This window comes from Kocuria turfanensis, from assembly GCF_001580365.1.
Classification (GTDB): Bacteria; Actinomycetota; Actinomycetes; order Actinomycetales; family Micrococcaceae; genus Kocuria; species Kocuria turfanensis.
In genome coordinates, this window is the sequence record NZ_CP014480.1 from 2,440,763 (window position 1) to 2,455,238 (window position 14,476).

At 73.2% G+C, this 14,476-nt stretch carries 14 protein-coding genes; 6 read left to right on the forward strand and 8 right to left on the reverse strand.

Annotated features, from left to right (window positions below; all coding sequences use genetic code 11):
* The first annotated feature begins 222 nt into the window (after positions 1 to 222).
* Complete coding sequence (locus AYX06_RS11285) at positions 223 to 1,326, forward strand: oxidoreductase (RefSeq protein ID WP_062735842.1); 1,104 nt, start codon at positions 223 to 225, stop codon at positions 1,324 to 1,326.
* 94 nt (positions 1,327 to 1,420) lie between these two features.
* Here the strand turns inward: AYX06_RS11285 and AYX06_RS11290 are convergent, their stop codons facing one another.
* Positions 1,421 to 2,428, reverse strand: a complete 1,008-nt coding sequence (locus AYX06_RS11290) for an SDR family oxidoreductase (RefSeq protein WP_062735843.1) — start codon at positions 2,426 to 2,428, stop codon at positions 1,421 to 1,423.
* A 91-nt stretch (positions 2,429 to 2,519) separates the two neighbouring features.
* Positions 2,520 to 2,996: a DedA family protein gene (locus AYX06_RS11295; RefSeq protein ID WP_062735844.1), complete on the reverse strand. Its 477-nt coding sequence runs from the start codon at positions 2,994 to 2,996 to the stop codon at positions 2,520 to 2,522.
* A 132-nt stretch (positions 2,997 to 3,128) separates the two neighbouring features.
* On the opposite strand from AYX06_RS11295, the gene AYX06_RS11300 reads away from it, so the two are divergent.
* The 3 genes from AYX06_RS11300 (at position 3,129) to AYX06_RS11310 (ending at position 5,548) form a co-directional block, all read left to right on the forward strand.
* Positions 3,129 to 3,491 (forward strand): hypothetical protein, encoded by a 363-nt coding sequence (locus tag AYX06_RS11300; protein WP_062735845.1) that lies wholly within the window; start codon positions 3,129 to 3,131, stop codon positions 3,489 to 3,491.
* 246 nt (positions 3,492 to 3,737) lie between these two features.
* Positions 3,738 to 4,520: a lysyl oxidase family protein gene (locus AYX06_RS11305; RefSeq protein ID WP_062735846.1), complete on the forward strand. Its 783-nt coding sequence runs from the start codon at positions 3,738 to 3,740 to the stop codon at positions 4,518 to 4,520.
* 68 nt (positions 4,521 to 4,588) lie between these two features.
* Entirely contained in the window at positions 4,589 to 5,548 is a 960-nt protein-coding gene (locus tag AYX06_RS11310) for a tectonin domain-containing protein (protein ID WP_147017773.1), read from the forward strand.
* 2 nt (positions 5,549 to 5,550) lie between these two features.
* Here the strand turns inward: AYX06_RS11310 and AYX06_RS11315 are convergent, their stop codons facing one another.
* From AYX06_RS11315 to AYX06_RS11325, 3 genes are all read right to left on the reverse strand, one after another.
* Entirely contained in the window at positions 5,551 to 6,423 is an 873-nt protein-coding gene (locus AYX06_RS11315) for a GmrSD restriction endonuclease domain-containing protein (RefSeq protein ID WP_062735848.1), read from the reverse strand.
* Positions 6,424 to 6,568: 145 nt separating this feature from the next.
* Complete coding sequence (locus tag AYX06_RS11320; protein WP_062735849.1) at positions 6,569 to 8,824, reverse strand: esterase-like activity of phytase family protein; 2,256 nt, start codon at positions 8,822 to 8,824, stop codon at positions 6,569 to 6,571.
* Positions 8,825 to 8,970: 146 nt separating this feature from the next.
* Complete coding sequence (locus AYX06_RS11325; RefSeq protein ID WP_062735850.1) at positions 8,971 to 9,750, reverse strand: hypothetical protein; 780 nt, start codon at positions 9,748 to 9,750, stop codon at positions 8,971 to 8,973.
* Between the two features lie 203 nt (positions 9,751 to 9,953).
* On the opposite strand from AYX06_RS11325, the gene AYX06_RS11330 reads away from it, so the two are divergent.
* Entirely contained in the window at positions 9,954 to 10,649 is a 696-nt protein-coding gene (locus tag AYX06_RS11330; RefSeq protein WP_062735851.1) for a dienelactone hydrolase family protein, read from the forward strand.
* Between the two features lie 70 nt (positions 10,650 to 10,719).
* On the opposite strand, the gene dgoD is transcribed toward AYX06_RS11330, so the two are convergent.
* From dgoD to AYX06_RS11345, 3 genes are read right to left on the reverse strand one after another with little or no spacing between them, the layout of a single operon-like run.
* Entirely contained in the window at positions 10,720 to 11,868 is a 1,149-nt protein-coding gene (gene dgoD, locus AYX06_RS11335) for a galactonate dehydratase (protein WP_062735852.1), read from the reverse strand.
* Between the two features lie 13 nt (positions 11,869 to 11,881).
* Positions 11,882 to 12,508, reverse strand: a complete 627-nt coding sequence (locus tag AYX06_RS11340) for a 2-dehydro-3-deoxy-6-phosphogalactonate aldolase (RefSeq protein ID WP_062735853.1) — start codon at positions 12,506 to 12,508, stop codon at positions 11,882 to 11,884.
* Positions 12,505 to 13,566 (reverse strand): 2-dehydro-3-deoxygalactonokinase, encoded by a 1,062-nt coding sequence (locus AYX06_RS11345; protein ID WP_062735854.1) that lies wholly within the window; start codon positions 13,564 to 13,566, stop codon positions 12,505 to 12,507. Before AYX06_RS11345 ends, AYX06_RS11340 begins: the two co-directional genes overlap by 4 nt.
* A 113-nt stretch (positions 13,567 to 13,679) precedes the next feature.
* On the opposite strand from AYX06_RS11345, the gene AYX06_RS11350 reads away from it, so the two are divergent.
* Entirely contained in the window at positions 13,680 to 14,453 is a 774-nt protein-coding gene (locus tag AYX06_RS11350) for an IclR family transcriptional regulator (RefSeq protein ID WP_062735855.1), read from the forward strand.
* Positions 14,454 to 14,476: the final 23 nt, after the last annotated feature.

The following is a 14,476-nucleotide window of genomic DNA, read 5'->3' on the forward strand; positions in this document are numbered from 1 at the left end:
AAAATCTGCTGAATCCGGGCGACGGGCTGATCGCCCCGGCGGAATGCCACGCCCGGCGCGGACGTTCGCTCCACCGTGGGGCCCACGACGTGCCGGCGGCCCCGCCCATCACCGCGTCGACGGCTCCGGACCGCGGAGCTCGAGAGCGCACAGCACCAGATCTCACGGAGCCGGATCGCACAGATCCAGACCGCACCGATCGACACTTCGAAGGAGATGCCCATGCAGGAGTTCGCCCCGCTCTGGTCACCCGTCCGGATCGGCGCCACGGAGGTGGCGCACCGCGTCGCCCTGGCCCCGATGACCCGCATCAGCGCGACCGAGGACGGTCGCGCGACCGACCGGATGGTCTCCTACTACGAGACCTTCGCGCGCGGCGGGTTCGGGCTGCTGATCACCGAGGGGATCTACCCCGACACCGCCTACAGCCAGGGCTACCTGCACCAGCCGGGCATCGCCACCGTGGAGCAGGCGAAGTCCTGGGCCCCCGTCGTCGACGCCGTGCACGCGGCCGGGGCGCGGATCTTCGCCCAGCTCATGCACGCCGGCGCCCAGACCCAGGGCAACCGGTACGTCGACGCCACGGTCGGGCCCTCCGCGGTGGCGCCCAAGGGGCAGCAGCTCGGTTTCTACCGCGGGGAGGGACCGTTCCCCGTGCCCGAGGAGATCACCCCGGAGCAGATGGACAAGGTCCGGGACGGCTTCGTCACGGCCGCCCTGCACGCCCAGGACGCGGGCTTCGACGGCGTGGAGATCCACGGCGCCAACGGATACCTGCTGGACCAGTTCCTGACCGACTACCTGAACCGGCGCACCGACAAGTACGGCGGCTCGCCCGAGAACCGGGTGCGCTTCGCCGTGGAGGTCTGCCGCGCCGTGCGCGAGGCCGTGGGCCCGGAGATGACCGTGGGGATCCGCATCTCCCAGGCCAAGGTCAGCGACACCGAGCACCGGTGGAGCGGCGGCGCCGAGGAGGCCCGGGTGATCTTCTCGGCCCTGGGCGCCGCGGGCGTCGACTTCATCCACACCACCGAGTACCGGGCCGCCGCCCCGGCCTTCGGCGGGGACGGACCGTCGCTGGCCGCGCTCGCCAAGGAGCACTCCGGGGTCACCGTGATCGCCAACGGCCACCTCGACGACCCGGACGCCGCGGCCGCGCTGCTGGGCACGGGTGCGGCCGACGTCGTCGCCCTGGGCAAGGGCGCCCTGGCCAACCGGAACTGGCCGCACCTGGTCCGGGAGGGGCGGGAGCCGGCGACGTTCGACGGCGCCGTGCTCGGCCCGCTCGCCGACATCAAGGACGAGGAGCTGTCCCTGCGCGGCTGATCGCGGACTCCGGGGACGGCACCGGGCCGGGCGCACCGCGCGCCCGGCCCGGCACGCTCCCCGGCACGGGAACGGGCGCGGTTCCGTGCGAGGATCAGCGGCCGTCCCGGCGGTCGAGGACGAGGGCGACCGTGGCGAGGGCCGCGCCGGCCAGCAGGGGCTTGGCCCGGGGGTGGGTCTGCAGCCAGGTGTAGGCGCTGAAGCCCCGCGCGCGGGAGCCGAAGTCCCCCTCGGCGCGGTTGTCGTCCTCCCGCGGGGCGTACAGGGTGCCGGGAGCGCCGCCCGGGGCGGGCGTCGAGGTGGCCTCCAGCGGCACGGCCCGGGACAGCGCCGCGTCCATCAGCCGCGGCGCGAGGGCCTGGACGGCGGACATGACCCGCCCCGCCCCGCCGGCGTAGAGGTCCCGCACCGGGTGCTCGGCGGCGTAGAGCACGCAGTCGGCCACCACGGAGGGCTGGTAGACCGGCGGCGGGCCGGTGGGCTCCACGTCCAGGGTGTGGGCCGCGCTGGTGAAGAACGGGGTGTTGATGGTGGCCGGCTTGATGCTGGTGACCGAGATCGGCGCGCCCTCGGCCATCAGGTCCCGCCGGAGGGCGTCGGTCATGCCCTCCACCGCGTGCTTGGAGGCGGCGTAGGCGCTGTGCCGGGGCAGGGCGACCCGGCTCTCCACGGAGGAGACGGTGATCAGGGCGCCGCCGCCGGTCGCGCGCAGGCGCGGCAGCGCGGCCAGGGCGCCGTGCACCTGGCCGAGGTAGTTGATCTCCATGAGGCGGCGGAACTCCTCGGGCAGGGTCTGCTCGAAGGGGGCGTGCACGAGCACGGCCGCGACGTTGACCCAGGTGTCGATCCGCCCGTAGGCGGACACCGCAGCCTCGGCGACGGCCTGGACCTGGTCGGGGTCGACGACGTCGCACACCACGTAGGTGGCCCGGCCGCCGCGGTCGGTGATCTCCTGGACGAGAGACTGCAGGCCGGGCTCGCTGCGGGCCGCCACGACGAGCGCTGCCCCTTTCTCGGCCAGGCGCAGGGCGGACGCGCGGCCGATGCCGCTGGAGGCGCCCAGGACGACGACGACCTGGTCCGCGATGGGCTTGAGCTGCATGATCGGTGCTCCTGTCGGTGGGTGTGGATCCACCGTAGAGAGTCGCCGCGCGCGACAGCAAGTGTGCTGATGAAATGTGCCGGCGAGACGTCTACCGGTCCGCGGTGCGCCGGGCGCTGCAGCGGACGTGGGCCGCGCGGGCGGCGGCCAGCAGGGTCAACAGGGCGACGACGAGCACGACCGCCCACGGCTCCCGCAGCCAGGCCCAGACCACGGCCATCCCGACCGTCCCGTAGATGGTGCCCCAGATGAGCGTGCCCACCAGCATCGCGGGGATCCAGCGGCGCAGGGGCATGCCGGTGACGGCGGTGGTGAGGATGACGGCGGTCTGCAGGCCCACGGTGAGGAAGCAGGCGGGCACGGCCAGCACGCCCCAGCGGTGCACGAGCCGCTGGGCCCGCCGGTAGAGGGCGGTGTCCATCAGCCGGCGGACACGGTCGGAGCGCCGGCTGCCGCCGGTGGCCGCGGCGCGGCCCAGGGCGAAGACGGCCGTAGTGCGCACGATGCCCACGGCCCAGAAGAACAGGATCGCGGCACCGAGGGGGAGGGACTCCATCCAGGCCTGCACCGGTCCAGTCTAGGGAGCGGATCTGACAACGCCCGACGACAGGATGTCAGCACGGACCGCCCCGGCCTGGGATACCCTCGCCTCAGATCCGGCCCTTCCGGGGCGGTCACCAGCACAGGAGGACGCACGAGCATGAGCGTGGAGATCGACGACCAGGGCACCGTGACCTCCGGCGGGCGCCCCGTGGACTACGCGACGGCCTACGGCTGGGCGGTCGACTCGCCCGAGACGATCACCGACCTGGTCCACGACACCAAGGCGTTCGTGACCGTGATCGCCGCCGCCGAGCACGCGAGCCGGGAGGAGCAGGCCGCCGCCGTCCGGAAGGCGTTCGCGGCCGGGGTGCCGCGGCAGCCGGGCGCCTCCTGGGCCGCCGCCGCGGCGCAGGGAACCACACCCTCCGAGCCGGCGGCCTCGGATCCGGCAGCCGGACCGCAGGAGCCCGTGTCCGAGGAGGGCGCGCCGCAGGAGCCCGCGGCCGACAAGAGCCGGTAGGGGGACTCCCCGGAGCACTTCGAGCCCTCACCGTCCGGAGCAGAACCCCCCGTCGTTGCCCGGCGTCATGGATTGACGGCTGCGCGTTCACAAATGCATAGTGAGCCTCACGTCCGCCGCGTTCCTCGCGGCGACCGGGGGACATCTGAACCGGAAGCGCCACCGTGCGAACGGCCGTGGGCTGCGCCGGAGCGGTGCGAATCCAACCGCGTAGGGGGATACCAAGTGTTGGGGACTTCTCGGGCTGTGCTCGCCACAGCTGCCACGGCTGCCACGGCTGCCATCGTTGCCACCGGCGTGCTGCTGGGCGCGACAGCGCCGGCGACCGCGGATCACGGCGCAGCGCCGCACCGTGTCGCGGGGCCGGAGGACCGGCTGCCCGACCTGCAGATGGAGCCGTTGAGCGACCATCGCGTCCAGATCCTCGAGGGCCGTCGCGTCCTGCGGTTCACCGCTGTCATCGCCAACCGCGGTGACGGGGCCCTCGAACTCGTGGGCAGCAGGACCAGCACCTCGACAGAGAAGATGTCCGTCGTCCAGCGCATCGACCAGCGGGGCGGTGGCCGTGAATCCGTCCCGACCGAAGCGGTCATGACTTATGCGGTGGATGACAACCACAGCCACTGGCACCTGCAGCACGCTGCCGAGTACAGCCTGCGGGTCCCCGGCGAGGAGCATCCGCGGGTCGCCCACAAGGAGGGCTTCTGCCTCATCGACGACGAGCGCCTGCCCGGCGCCTCCTCGGGCGAAGCCGCCGAACCGGCTGTCTACGACGGCTGTGAGGAGGGCCTGACCGAGACCCGCTCGGTGACACAGGGCATATCGGTCGGTTGGGGCGACCCGTACTCGTTCGACGTGTGGGGCCAGTGGATCGACCTGACCGGGCTGTCCCTCCCAGGACGCTACTGCCTGGAAGCCACCGCTGACCCGCGCGGACTCCTGGCGGAGACCGACACGGGGAACAACACCACCTCGGCCCTGGTCGACCTCACGTCCAACGGGGTCAAGGTCGTGGACACGCGGTGCTGAGCCGCACATCACCGCCCGAGACGCCACCGGCCCCGGAAGGGTCTGTCGGCGCTCGGACCCCGGAAGTCATGCGCGCCGTGCACCCCAGCGCAGCAGGTACCAAGGAGAACATCACGCCGATGCAGAAACCCACATCCGTGTCCCGCACCCGGACCGGCCTGTACCCAGCCCTCCTGTTGGCGATCACCCTGACGGCGTGTGCGCCGGACACGCGCGCGGTCGAGCCGTCGGACGGGCCGGCGCCTGCTGAGGCGCAGGCGACCCCCGCCCAGTCACCGCCTGCAGACCAGGTGCTGTCGCCGCCTCCGGAGTCCATCGAGGTGGGGTGGACGGAGCTTCCCGGTGAGATCAGGGAGGTCGGTATCGGCGGCACCGGTGAGGACCAGGCGGTCTGGGCACTCAGCGAGGGAAGCTGGCCCGGTGGCCCTGAGGTCAACTGGTGGAACGGCAGCGAGTGGGAGGCCCTCGGACGGGAGGCCGCTGCCATCGACGTGGCCCCGAGCGGGTACCCGTGGATCGTCGACTCCGAAGGCCGCATCTTCGAGTGGAACGGTAAGGACTGGATCGAACGACCGGGGCGCGCCCGCGACATCGGCATCGGTGTCGACGGCTCGGTCTGGATCGTCGGCACCGACCCGGCGCCGGGCGGCTACGGGATCTACCGATGGACCGAGACGAGCTGGGAGCAAGCACCCGGTGGCGCCGTCGCCATCGATGTCGCCACCCAGGGCGATGCCGCGGTGGGACACCAGAGCGAGCCGTGGACCATCGACGAGAACAACCGCATCTCCCGCTGGAACGGCTCCGAGTGGGAGCAGCAACCGGGAGAGGCCCGGGACATCGGAGTGGGCGCCAACGGAGCAATCTGGATCGTCGGAACGGCTTCGGTAGACGGGGGCCACAGCATCGCCACGTGGAACGGCGAGGGCTGGGCATCCGCACCCGGCGGCGCCGTGAAGGTCAGTGTCGACGCTGACGGCTTCCCGTACGTGGTGACCGACGACAACCGGCTCCTGCGCGGGACGTGACCCTAGTCCTCGCAGGCCACGCCCGGCTCCCCGCCGCGGTCCAGCGCCGGCCGGTAGCCGGGCTCGTCCGCGCGCAGCGGTGCGGCGCCGGCCTCGCGCACGGCGTCGCAGTCCGGGTAGTACACCTCGTCGGGGGTGGACGGTGCGGGGGAGGGCCGATCGGCCCGGGCCGCGGGGGCGTCGCCGGGCAGGTCCTGCTCGGGGCACCCGGCCAGGACCTCGGCCATGGCCGCCTTCTCCTCGGCGGTGACGAAGAGTTCGTAGCGGGTCTTCACCGCGATCTGGAGGGCCACGTACGGGCAGCGGAACGACTCGTTCGGCGGCAGCCATGAGGCGGCGTCCGAGGCGGACTTCTCCCCGTTGGTGGGCCCGTCCACGGCCAGCAGGTTCAGCGGGTCGTTGGCCAGCGCCTGACGCTCGTCCGCGCCGAGCCGGTCCGCCCCGGTGACCCACGCGTTCTTGAGCGCCACCACGTGGTCGATCTGCACGTCGGCGGAGGTCAGGGGCCCGCGGCGGAAGTCGATCGTCGCCCCCGTGTAGGGGTCCTCCAGCGTCCCGGACAGGACGGTGCACCCGTCGTCGCCGAGCACCACACCGGTCAGGTCCCGGGCCAGGACGTCGTTGCGGGCGTCGCAGCCGTTGCCGTCCGGATCGGCCCAGTCCCCGAACTGCGCGAGCCGGTCGTAGTCGTCACCGCTGCCGGCCTCCTCGACGGGCAGCGCCTCGAGGGCCTGTCCGGCCGGGGAGGCGTCCACGGCGGTCCGGGCCGGGTCGGTGCACCCGCTCAGCAGGACGAGGGCGAGCGGGACCGCCACCGCCCAGCGGCCCGGGTGCCGGCCGGCCCGGCGGGCCGAGGGGTCGTGCGCGTGCTGCATGGATCTCCTGGGAACGGGGTGCGCCCTCACCGGACGCGGATGGAGACCCATTCTCCCTCCTCAGCACGCCGACGGCACAGCCCGGAGGGGCCGCCCGGGCCGTGCCGGGCAGCCCCTCCGGGCCCTTCGATCGGCGGTCGGCCGCTCAGCCCCGCTCGTCCACCGCCGCGACCGCCAGATCCGGGTGGTCGGAGAAGAGGCCGTCCATGCCCGCCTCGAGGAACGTGCGGATCTCACCGATCAGGTCGCCGTGCTCGGCCGGGTCGGCGCTCGAGCGGTACTCGGCCGGGAGGAAGGTGTTCTCCGCGCGGAAGGTCCATCCGTGGACCTCGAGCCCGGCGGCATGGGCGTCGGCGATCACCGCCGTCGGCTCACCGAGGGTCCCGTCGGCCTCGCGCGGGATCATGAGGTCCTTGCAGGCGCCGAGGACGTCGGCGTAGGAGGCGATCTCCCGCAGCCCGTCCCGTGTGGTGAGGTCCGCGTAGGTGCGGGGGTCCCCGGCGGCGACGAGGTCGTACGGAGCACCCGTGCAGTTGGCCAGCTGGGCGAGCCGGACGTCGGTCAGCTCGTCGAGCTCGCGCAGGTTGGCCGTCTCGAAGCTCTGGAGCACCACCGGGTCCTTCCGGTCGCCGTGGTCGTTGACCTCCAGGATCTCGACGACCGGCTCCTCCATGGAGAGCCCGATGGAGTCGAAGTACGTCGGGTGCTTGAGCTCCGGGGCGATCCCCAGGGGCTGACCGTCGCACGTGCGGGAGCGGCGGGCGAAGTCGACGACCTCCTCGAAGGTCGGGATCGGGTAGAGGCCGTCGAACGCGGTGTTGGCCGGGCGCGTGTCCGGGATGCGCTCCTCCGCCCGCAGCGTGCGCAGCTCGGCCAGGGTGAAGTCCTCGGTGAACCAACCGGTGTACTCGGTGCCGTCCACCGTCTTGGTGGTGCGCCGGTCGGCGAACTCCGGGCGGTCCTCGACGTCCGTGGTCCCGCCGATCTCGTTCTCGTGGCGGGCCACCAGCTCACCGTCCTTCGTGGGCACGAGGTCCGGCTCGATGTAGTCGGCGCACTGGGCGGCGGCCAGCTGGTAGGCGGCCAGCGTGTGCTCGGGCCGGTGGCCCGAGGCGCCGCGGTGCCCGATCACCTCGGCGTCCGCGCCGGCGCCGGGGCGGATGCGGTCCTGGCCGAGCACGATCAGCTCGGTGTCGTCCGGGGTGCCCGGGTGGCGCGCGTCGTTGCCGGGATAGTTGTTGTCGTTGCCGATCAGCAGGCGGCCGTCCTGCAGCTGCAGGAGCACCTCGACGGACTGGAAGGGGAAGGAGAACTGCTCGTCCACGCCGTAGGCCCCGGGGGACGTCTCCGCGCCGATGCCGGCCGGGTTGGCGATGCCGAGCAGGTCGACCACGAGCTCCTTCTCCAGGTGCCCGGCGTCGTCCGTGCGGCGCAGGTCGATCGCGTAGATCCGCTTGGTCACGGCCTCGGGGCCGTCGAAGTCGTCGCGCTCCAGGATGATCAGGCGGTTCTTCTTCGTCATGAACGCATCGCCGACGAGGTTGGCGTCCGTGTCCGTCTCGTAGGCCCAGGTGCGCCCGGTGTACTCCCGGCGCTCGGCGTCGAACTCGAAGATCCAGCGGCGGCGCTGGTCGTCGTCGCCGACGACCGCGCCCTCCAGGACCGGGTAGAGGTGGCGGCCGTCCTTCGAGGCCGCCATGGCCTCGAAGCCCTTGCTGGCGCCGAGGTCGGGCCGCTCTCCGGCCGCCAGGTACGGGTTCTGCGGGGACCTCAGCTCGCCGCTGCCGCCCTCGCGGACGTCGGCCAGCGGAACGGGCTCCTCGAGCACGACCCCGTCCGCGTCCACGTGGAGCAGGAAGGGCCCGAACTCCTCGCCGATCCAGAAGCTGCCGTCGGGCTGACGGACCACCGACTCGATGTCGAAGTCGTTGCCCGTGAGCAGGCGCTCCTCGGTGTCCTCGTTGACGACCGGGAAGGGGACGCGGTGGTGCGGGTCCCGCAGGGAGACGGTCTCCAGCACCTCGATCTCCCCGGCCCCGCCCTCGGCGGTCTCCCACTGCGGGGCGATGAGGTAGAGCCGCAGGAGGAAGTCGCCGGAGTTCTGCCGGTTGCCGAACCCGTTGTCCGGCATGGCCCAGAAGGTGCCGTCGCCGTTGTCGACCATGGCGGAGAAGCCGGGGATCACCTGACCGTCGAAGGGCCCGGTGCGCCCGTTGGCGGGCGTGGCCTCGGCGCCGGACGGCGGGCCCTCGGCGAGATGGTCGGCGGAGAGCGTGGCCCGCTGCTCCAGGACGGGCACGGAGGCCGGCCGGTGGTCCGTCCGCCCCTCGTGGGCGGCCGCGCCGGTGAACGTGGTCAGGAAGATGGCCGCGGCCATCGCGGCTGATGAGACGGTGCGCATGCGCAGAACGTACGTCCGGGCGGTGTCCGCCCGGTGGCGTCCAGGGAACATGAGACTGAATGTGACAGCGGCGGGTGTTCACCGTGCCGCCGCGGACGAGGCCCTCCACGCCCGAACCGCGGACCGGGCGCGCGGGGCCCGGCCGCTCACAGCTGCGGGACGCACTGGCCGGTGCCGAGCTCGGCGAGGCCGGCCCGGTCCCCGGCGGCGAGCGTGGTGGCCTCACCCGCCGGGTGCATCACCTGGGCGGGATCGTCCACGTGGGCGAGCCCGACCACGTGCGCCAGTTCGTGCACGACGGTCGCGCGGACGTGGTGGGCGCCGCCGGGCGCCTGCAGGATCGGCGTCAGGCCCGGGGCGTCGAGGGTGACCTGTCCCGTGACGTAGACGAGCGGCTGCCCGGGGGCACCCCGGGGCGTGCTGCCGCCGAGGCCCACGACGTCGCCGGCCAGCTCCGGGACCTCGTCCGGGTCCGACCAGGCGATCAGCACCGGCGCCCACCGCAGGCCGTACCGATCGGGCTGATAGGGCTTCCGCTGGGCGTCGGGGCCCTCCGTCGTCGTGCCGTCGTAGACGAACTGCAGGCCCGTGGCCGCGGAGATCTCGGCCACGGCCTCCTCCACGAGCTGCTGCCCTCCGGGCGGAGCGCCGTCCGGGCGCACGACCCAGTGCACCGGCCGGCAGGGGTCGTAGGCGACCATCTCCTGCTCCGGGTCGGGCGAGTCCATGAAGCGGTAGCCGCCCACGTCCGCGACGACCGGCGGGGCGCCCAGCGGGGCCCGGGAGGCCTCCACCCCCGGCGGCGGCGCGGAGGCGTTCGGCAGGTGCGGGAGGAGGACGGGCAGGGCGTAGCGGTCGACGAGGCCGGGGGTGAACCAGAGCAGGACCAGCAGCACGATTCCCGCCGCCGGGCTCGTCCGCCGCACCCGGCTCCGTCGCCGGGGACACCGGTGCGGCGTGGTGCCACCGTGCTCGCGCATCTTCCCCGACTCCAGTGCTCGATCGACCCGGCCCCACCGACCGTACTGAAGTGTACGAAAGCAAACGAGAATGACGGCTTTCCCGTCCGAACATGACGGGCCGCCTGCCTACACTGGCCGGGCCCGACCCCCGACGAAGGAGCACCCCCGTGGAGCAGACCCCGCACCAGAACGTCACCTTCCCCTCGGCCGGGGAGCAGGCCCACGGCTACCTGGCCCTGCCGGAGGCCGGCCGCGGCCCCGGCGTCATCGTGGTCCAGGAGTGGTGGGGGCTGACGGACCACATCCGCGACGTGGCCGACCGGCTCGCGGCGGAGGGCTTCGTCGCCCTGGCCCCGGACCTCTACGGCGGGTCCATCACCCACGACGCGGACGAGGCCGCCGCGATGATGGCACGGCTGCCCGAGGAGGAGGGCGCCCGCCTGCTCGGCGGAGCAGTGGACTTCCTGCTGGGCCACGAGGTCGTCACGAGCACCACCCTGGGCACCATCGGCTTCTGCATGGGCGGCGGGTTCGTCCTGGCGCTCGCCGCGGACCAGGGCGAGCGGATCGGCGCCGCAGTGCCGTTCTACGGCGTCGGCCAGGGGCTGCCGGACGCCTACCAGGGACTGCGCGCGACCGTGCAGGGCCACTACGGCCGGCAGGACAGGTCCTACCCGGTCGAGAAGGCCGAGACCCTGGAGGAGCAGATCCGCCGGGAGTCCGGGGCCCCGGTCGTGGAGTTCCACTACTACGACGCCCCGCACGCCTTCCACAACGACGAGAACCGGCGCAACTACCGGCCCGACGAGGCCCGGTCGGCCTGGGGGCGCGCGGTCGCGTTCCTGCGGGAGCACGTGCGGTAGGGCCGCCACCGGGTCCGGGACGGCACCGGCCGGCAGGCACTGCCGTGTCGTTAGCTCCGTGGCCGGCGGCTCACCACTCCGCGAAGGAGCCGTCGGCGTGGCGCCAGACCGGGTTGCGCCAGCGGTGGCCCTCGCGGGCCCGTTCCAGGACGTAGTCCTCGTTGACCTCGATGCCCAGCCCGGGCCCGCCGGGGATGCGGACCATGCCGTCCTCGTAGTCGAAGACCGACGGGTCGGCCAGGTAGTCCAGCAGGTCGTTGCTCTCGTTGTAGTGGATGCCCAGGCTCTGCTCCTGGATGAAGGCGTTGTAGCACCCGGCGTCGATCTGCAGGCACGCCGCGAGGGCGATGGGGCCCAGGGGGCAGTGCAGGGCCAGGGCGACGTCGTAGGCCTCGGCCATGTGCGCGATCTTGCGGGCCTCGGTGATGCCGCCGCAGTGGGAGGGGTCGGGCTGGATGATGTCCACGGCCCCGGAGGCCAGGACGTCCTTGAAGTCCCACCGGGAGTACAGCCGCTCGCCCAGGGCGATGGGCGTGGACGTGCTGCGCAGGGGGTCGAGGAAGCCGTCGACGTTCTCGCTGAGGACGGGCTCCTCGATGAACATCAGCCTGTAGGGCTCGAGCTCGCGCAGCAGCACCTTGGCCATGGGCTTGTGCACGCGGCCGTGGAAATCCACCCCGATGCCGATGTCCGGGCCCACCGCCTCACGCACCGCCCGCACGCTCTCCAGGCAGAGGTCGATCTTGTCCCAGCTGTCGACGTACTGCAGCTCCGCGGTGCCGTTCATCTTCACCGCGCCGAAGCCGCGCTCGACGGCGGCCCGGGCCGCGGCGGCGGTCTCGGTGGGGCGGTCCCCGCCGATCCAGGAGTAGACGCGGATCCGGTCGCGGACCTTCCCGCCGAGCAGCTCGTGCACCGGCACCCCGAGGGCCTTGCCCTTGATGTCCCACAGGGCCTGGTCGATGCCGGCCAGGGCGCTCATCAGGATCGGCCCGCCGCGGTAGAACCCGCCGCGGTACAGCACGGTCCACAGGTCCTCGATGTTGCGGGGGTCCTGGCCGATCAGGTGGTCCGAGAGCTCCTCGACGGCGGCGGCCACGGTCGCCGCCCGGCCCTCGACGACCGGTTCGCCCCATCCCACGACGCCCTCGTCGGTCTCGATCTTCAGGAACAGCCACCGCGGGGGAACGGTGTAGGTCGTCACGCCGGTGATCTTCATGGTGTCTCCTCGCTCAGTTCTCGGGGTGGTCGCTCGCCGAGCGCCAGGCCCGGACGAGGGCCTCGGCGCGGGCGGACAGGTCGGGCCCGGACACACCGGGGCGGTAGAGGGACGAGCCGATGCCCGCCCCGCCGGCCCCGGCGGCCACCCAGTCCCGGAGGTTCCCGGCGTCGACCCCGCCCACGGGCAGGAACTCGACGTCCGCCGGGAGCACGGCCCGCCAGGCCGTCATCCCGGCGATCCCGACCGCCTCGGAGGGGAAGAGCTTGAGGCTCCGGGCGCCGGCCCGGAGCGCGGCGAAGGCCTCGGTGGGAGTGGTCACGCCGGGGTAGCTGCGCATGCCGAGGCCGACCGTCTCGGCGATGACCTCCGGGTCCATGGCCGGGGACACGACGAGGCCGGCCCCCGCGGCGTGGGCGGCCCGGACCTCCTCGACCGTCAGGACGGTGCCCGCGCCCACGGCGCAGTCCTGCGGGAGGTTCTCGCGCAGCACCCGGACCGAGGTCAACGGGTCGGGGGAGTTCAGCGGGACCTCGAGGGCGCGGAAGCCCGCCGCGTACAGCCGGTCCCCGACCTCGGGGGCCTCCTGCGGGGTGAGGCCCCGCAGGATGGCGACGAGGCCGGTGGGGGTGTGCGTCATGCCGTTCCTTTCGCTGGGGGATCGAGAAGGCCGGCGGCGAGCGCGATGCTCCGCAGGCCGTGGGTGACGACGTCGCCGCCGACCACCGGGGCGTCGACGCCGAGCTGGTGCAGGGCGCGCTGGTAGCGCCGGCACAGCTCCGGCTCCCCGCACAGCAGCACCTCCGGCGGCCGGGCGCCGGGGGAGCCGCCGGAGGCCAGCCGGCCGCGCACGCAGGAGGCCACCTCGGCGCCGATCATCAGCCCGGAGACGTAGTCGTCCACCTGCTCGGCGGCCAGGCGCCCGGTTAGCGGCAGGGTCCGGGCGGAGAAGAGGGTGGCCAGGATCCCGCCGTCGGGGTCCGCGCCCAGCGACGTCCGGACCCCGCGGTCGAAGGCCCCCAGGTCGGGCGCGTCGGGCCGACGGGCGAGCCGGCCCAGGATGCTGTGCCGGGTGACCAGGCCGTAGACCTCGCCCGTCATCACGGTGAGGAAATCGAGGACGCGGCGTTCCTCCACGCGCACCCACTTGGTGTGGGTGCCGGGCAGGACCACGAGCGTCCCGCGGCGCTCGCCGGTGTCCGTGTCGCCGTGGGCGGACTCGAGCACGCCCAGGATCTGGGTCTCCTCCCCGCGCATCACCTGGGGCAGCACGCCGTCCGCCAGCAGCCCCGGCACCACGTGCACGGGACCACGGCGGGTGGGAATCTCCGTCAGCGCCCCGGCGAGGGCGCCGAGGTCCTGGGGCAGGCGCTGATACGGCACGTCCGCCCAGCCCTGGTTGCTGCCGACCATGCCGGAGGCCAGCACGGGGACCGACGGGTGCGCCTCCAGCCACCGCCCGCACATCCGCTCGAACTCCTCCTCGAAGGCCGCGCGGCGCTCCTGGTCGGTGGTCAGCCCGTCGGTGACGGCCAGGATGCCCCGGCCCGCCGGCGCGGTGTCGAGGACGGTGCCGGCGCTGTCGAGCAGATAGGCCCGCGCCGAGGTCGTCCCCCAGTCCAGCGCGACGAGCCGGGAGCCGTCCGGGCCGGGTGCACAAGGGGCGGGTGCAGAGGGGTCGGATGAGAGCTGGGGCACATCTGGAGTGTGCTGCACTCGTCTCACTAAGTCGAACAGCGTCGTACATAACGGGACACGGCAACACCACTCGGGACCGTGAGACGTCCGGCTCCCCTCCTAGACTTCCCAGCATGACCTCCGAGAGCAGCCCGCCCCGGCCACCCGTCCCGCAGGGGACCCTCACGCTCGCCCGCGGCCTCGACATCCTGCACGCCGTCGCGGAGGGCGCCCACGACCTGAGGGGCGTCGTGGACGCCACCGGCATCGGCCGCAGCACGGCGCACCGGCTGATCCAGCTGCTGGAGCTGCGAGGCTTCGTCCGGACGGTCCACGGCACCTCCTACACGCTGGGGCCCCAGCTCATCGACTACGGCTTCCGCGCCCTGCACCAGCAGCCCCTGCCGGTCCTTGCCCGCCCGGTCCTGGAGCGGCTGGCGGCCACGGTGCAGGACACCGTGCACCTGGCCGTGGAGGACGCCGGGCAGGTGCTCTACCTCGACAAGATCCCCGGATCGCGGGGAGCCGAGATGCGCTCGCGGATCGGGCACCGGATGCCGCTGACCCGCACGGGCATCGGCAAGTCCCTGCTCCTGGACGAGCCGCACCGCTGGGCGGAGCAGTACACCGCGGAGCACCCGGGGGCGCACTCCCCGGAGGAGCTCGCCGCGTTCCGCCGGACGATGCAGGACTACGCCGGTCAGGACAGCACCATGGACCTGGAGGAGAACGAACCCGGGATCCGCTGCGTCGCGGCTCCCGTCCGCGACGCCCGCGGCGCGGTCGTGGCGGCGATCAGCGTCTCGGCCACGCAGCCGTACATGCCCGCCGAGCGCATGCAGGCGCTCGTGCCGGTCGTGCGGCAGGCGGCGCAGGCCATCGGGCGCGAGCTCGGCCGCAGCGCGTGACCCGCCCGAGGAGGATCCTGGCC

Bases quoted from the DNA above. Each gene is read 5' to 3' on its own strand.
- dgoD (WP_062735852.1), bottom strand. From the start codon at position 11,868: ATGAAGATCACCGGCGTGACGACCTACACCGTTCCCCCGCGGTGGCTG.
- AYX06_RS11350 (WP_062735855.1), top strand. From the start codon at position 13,680: ATGACCTCCGAGAGCAGCCCGCCCCGGCCACCCGTCCCGCAGGGGACC.
- AYX06_RS11285 (WP_062735842.1), top strand. From the start codon at position 223: ATGCAGGAGTTCGCCCCGCTCTGGTCACCCGTCCGGATCGGCGCCACG.
- AYX06_RS11290 (WP_062735843.1), bottom strand. From the start codon at position 2,428: ATGCAGCTCAAGCCCATCGCGGACCAGGTCGTCGTCGTCCTGGGCGCC.
- AYX06_RS11310 (WP_147017773.1), top strand. From the start codon at position 4,589: ATGCGCGCCGTGCACCCCAGCGCAGCAGGTACCAAGGAGAACATCACG.
- AYX06_RS11340 (WP_062735853.1), bottom strand. From the start codon at position 12,508: ATGACGCACACCCCCACCGGCCTCGTCGCCATCCTGCGGGGCCTCACC.
- AYX06_RS11315 (WP_062735848.1), bottom strand. From the start codon at position 6,423: ATGCAGCACGCGCACGACCCCTCGGCCCGCCGGGCCGGCCGGCACCCG.
- AYX06_RS11320 (WP_062735849.1), bottom strand. From the start codon at position 8,824: ATGCGCACCGTCTCATCAGCCGCGATGGCCGCGGCCATCTTCCTGACC.
- AYX06_RS11300 (WP_062735845.1), top strand. From the start codon at position 3,129: ATGAGCGTGGAGATCGACGACCAGGGCACCGTGACCTCCGGCGGGCGC.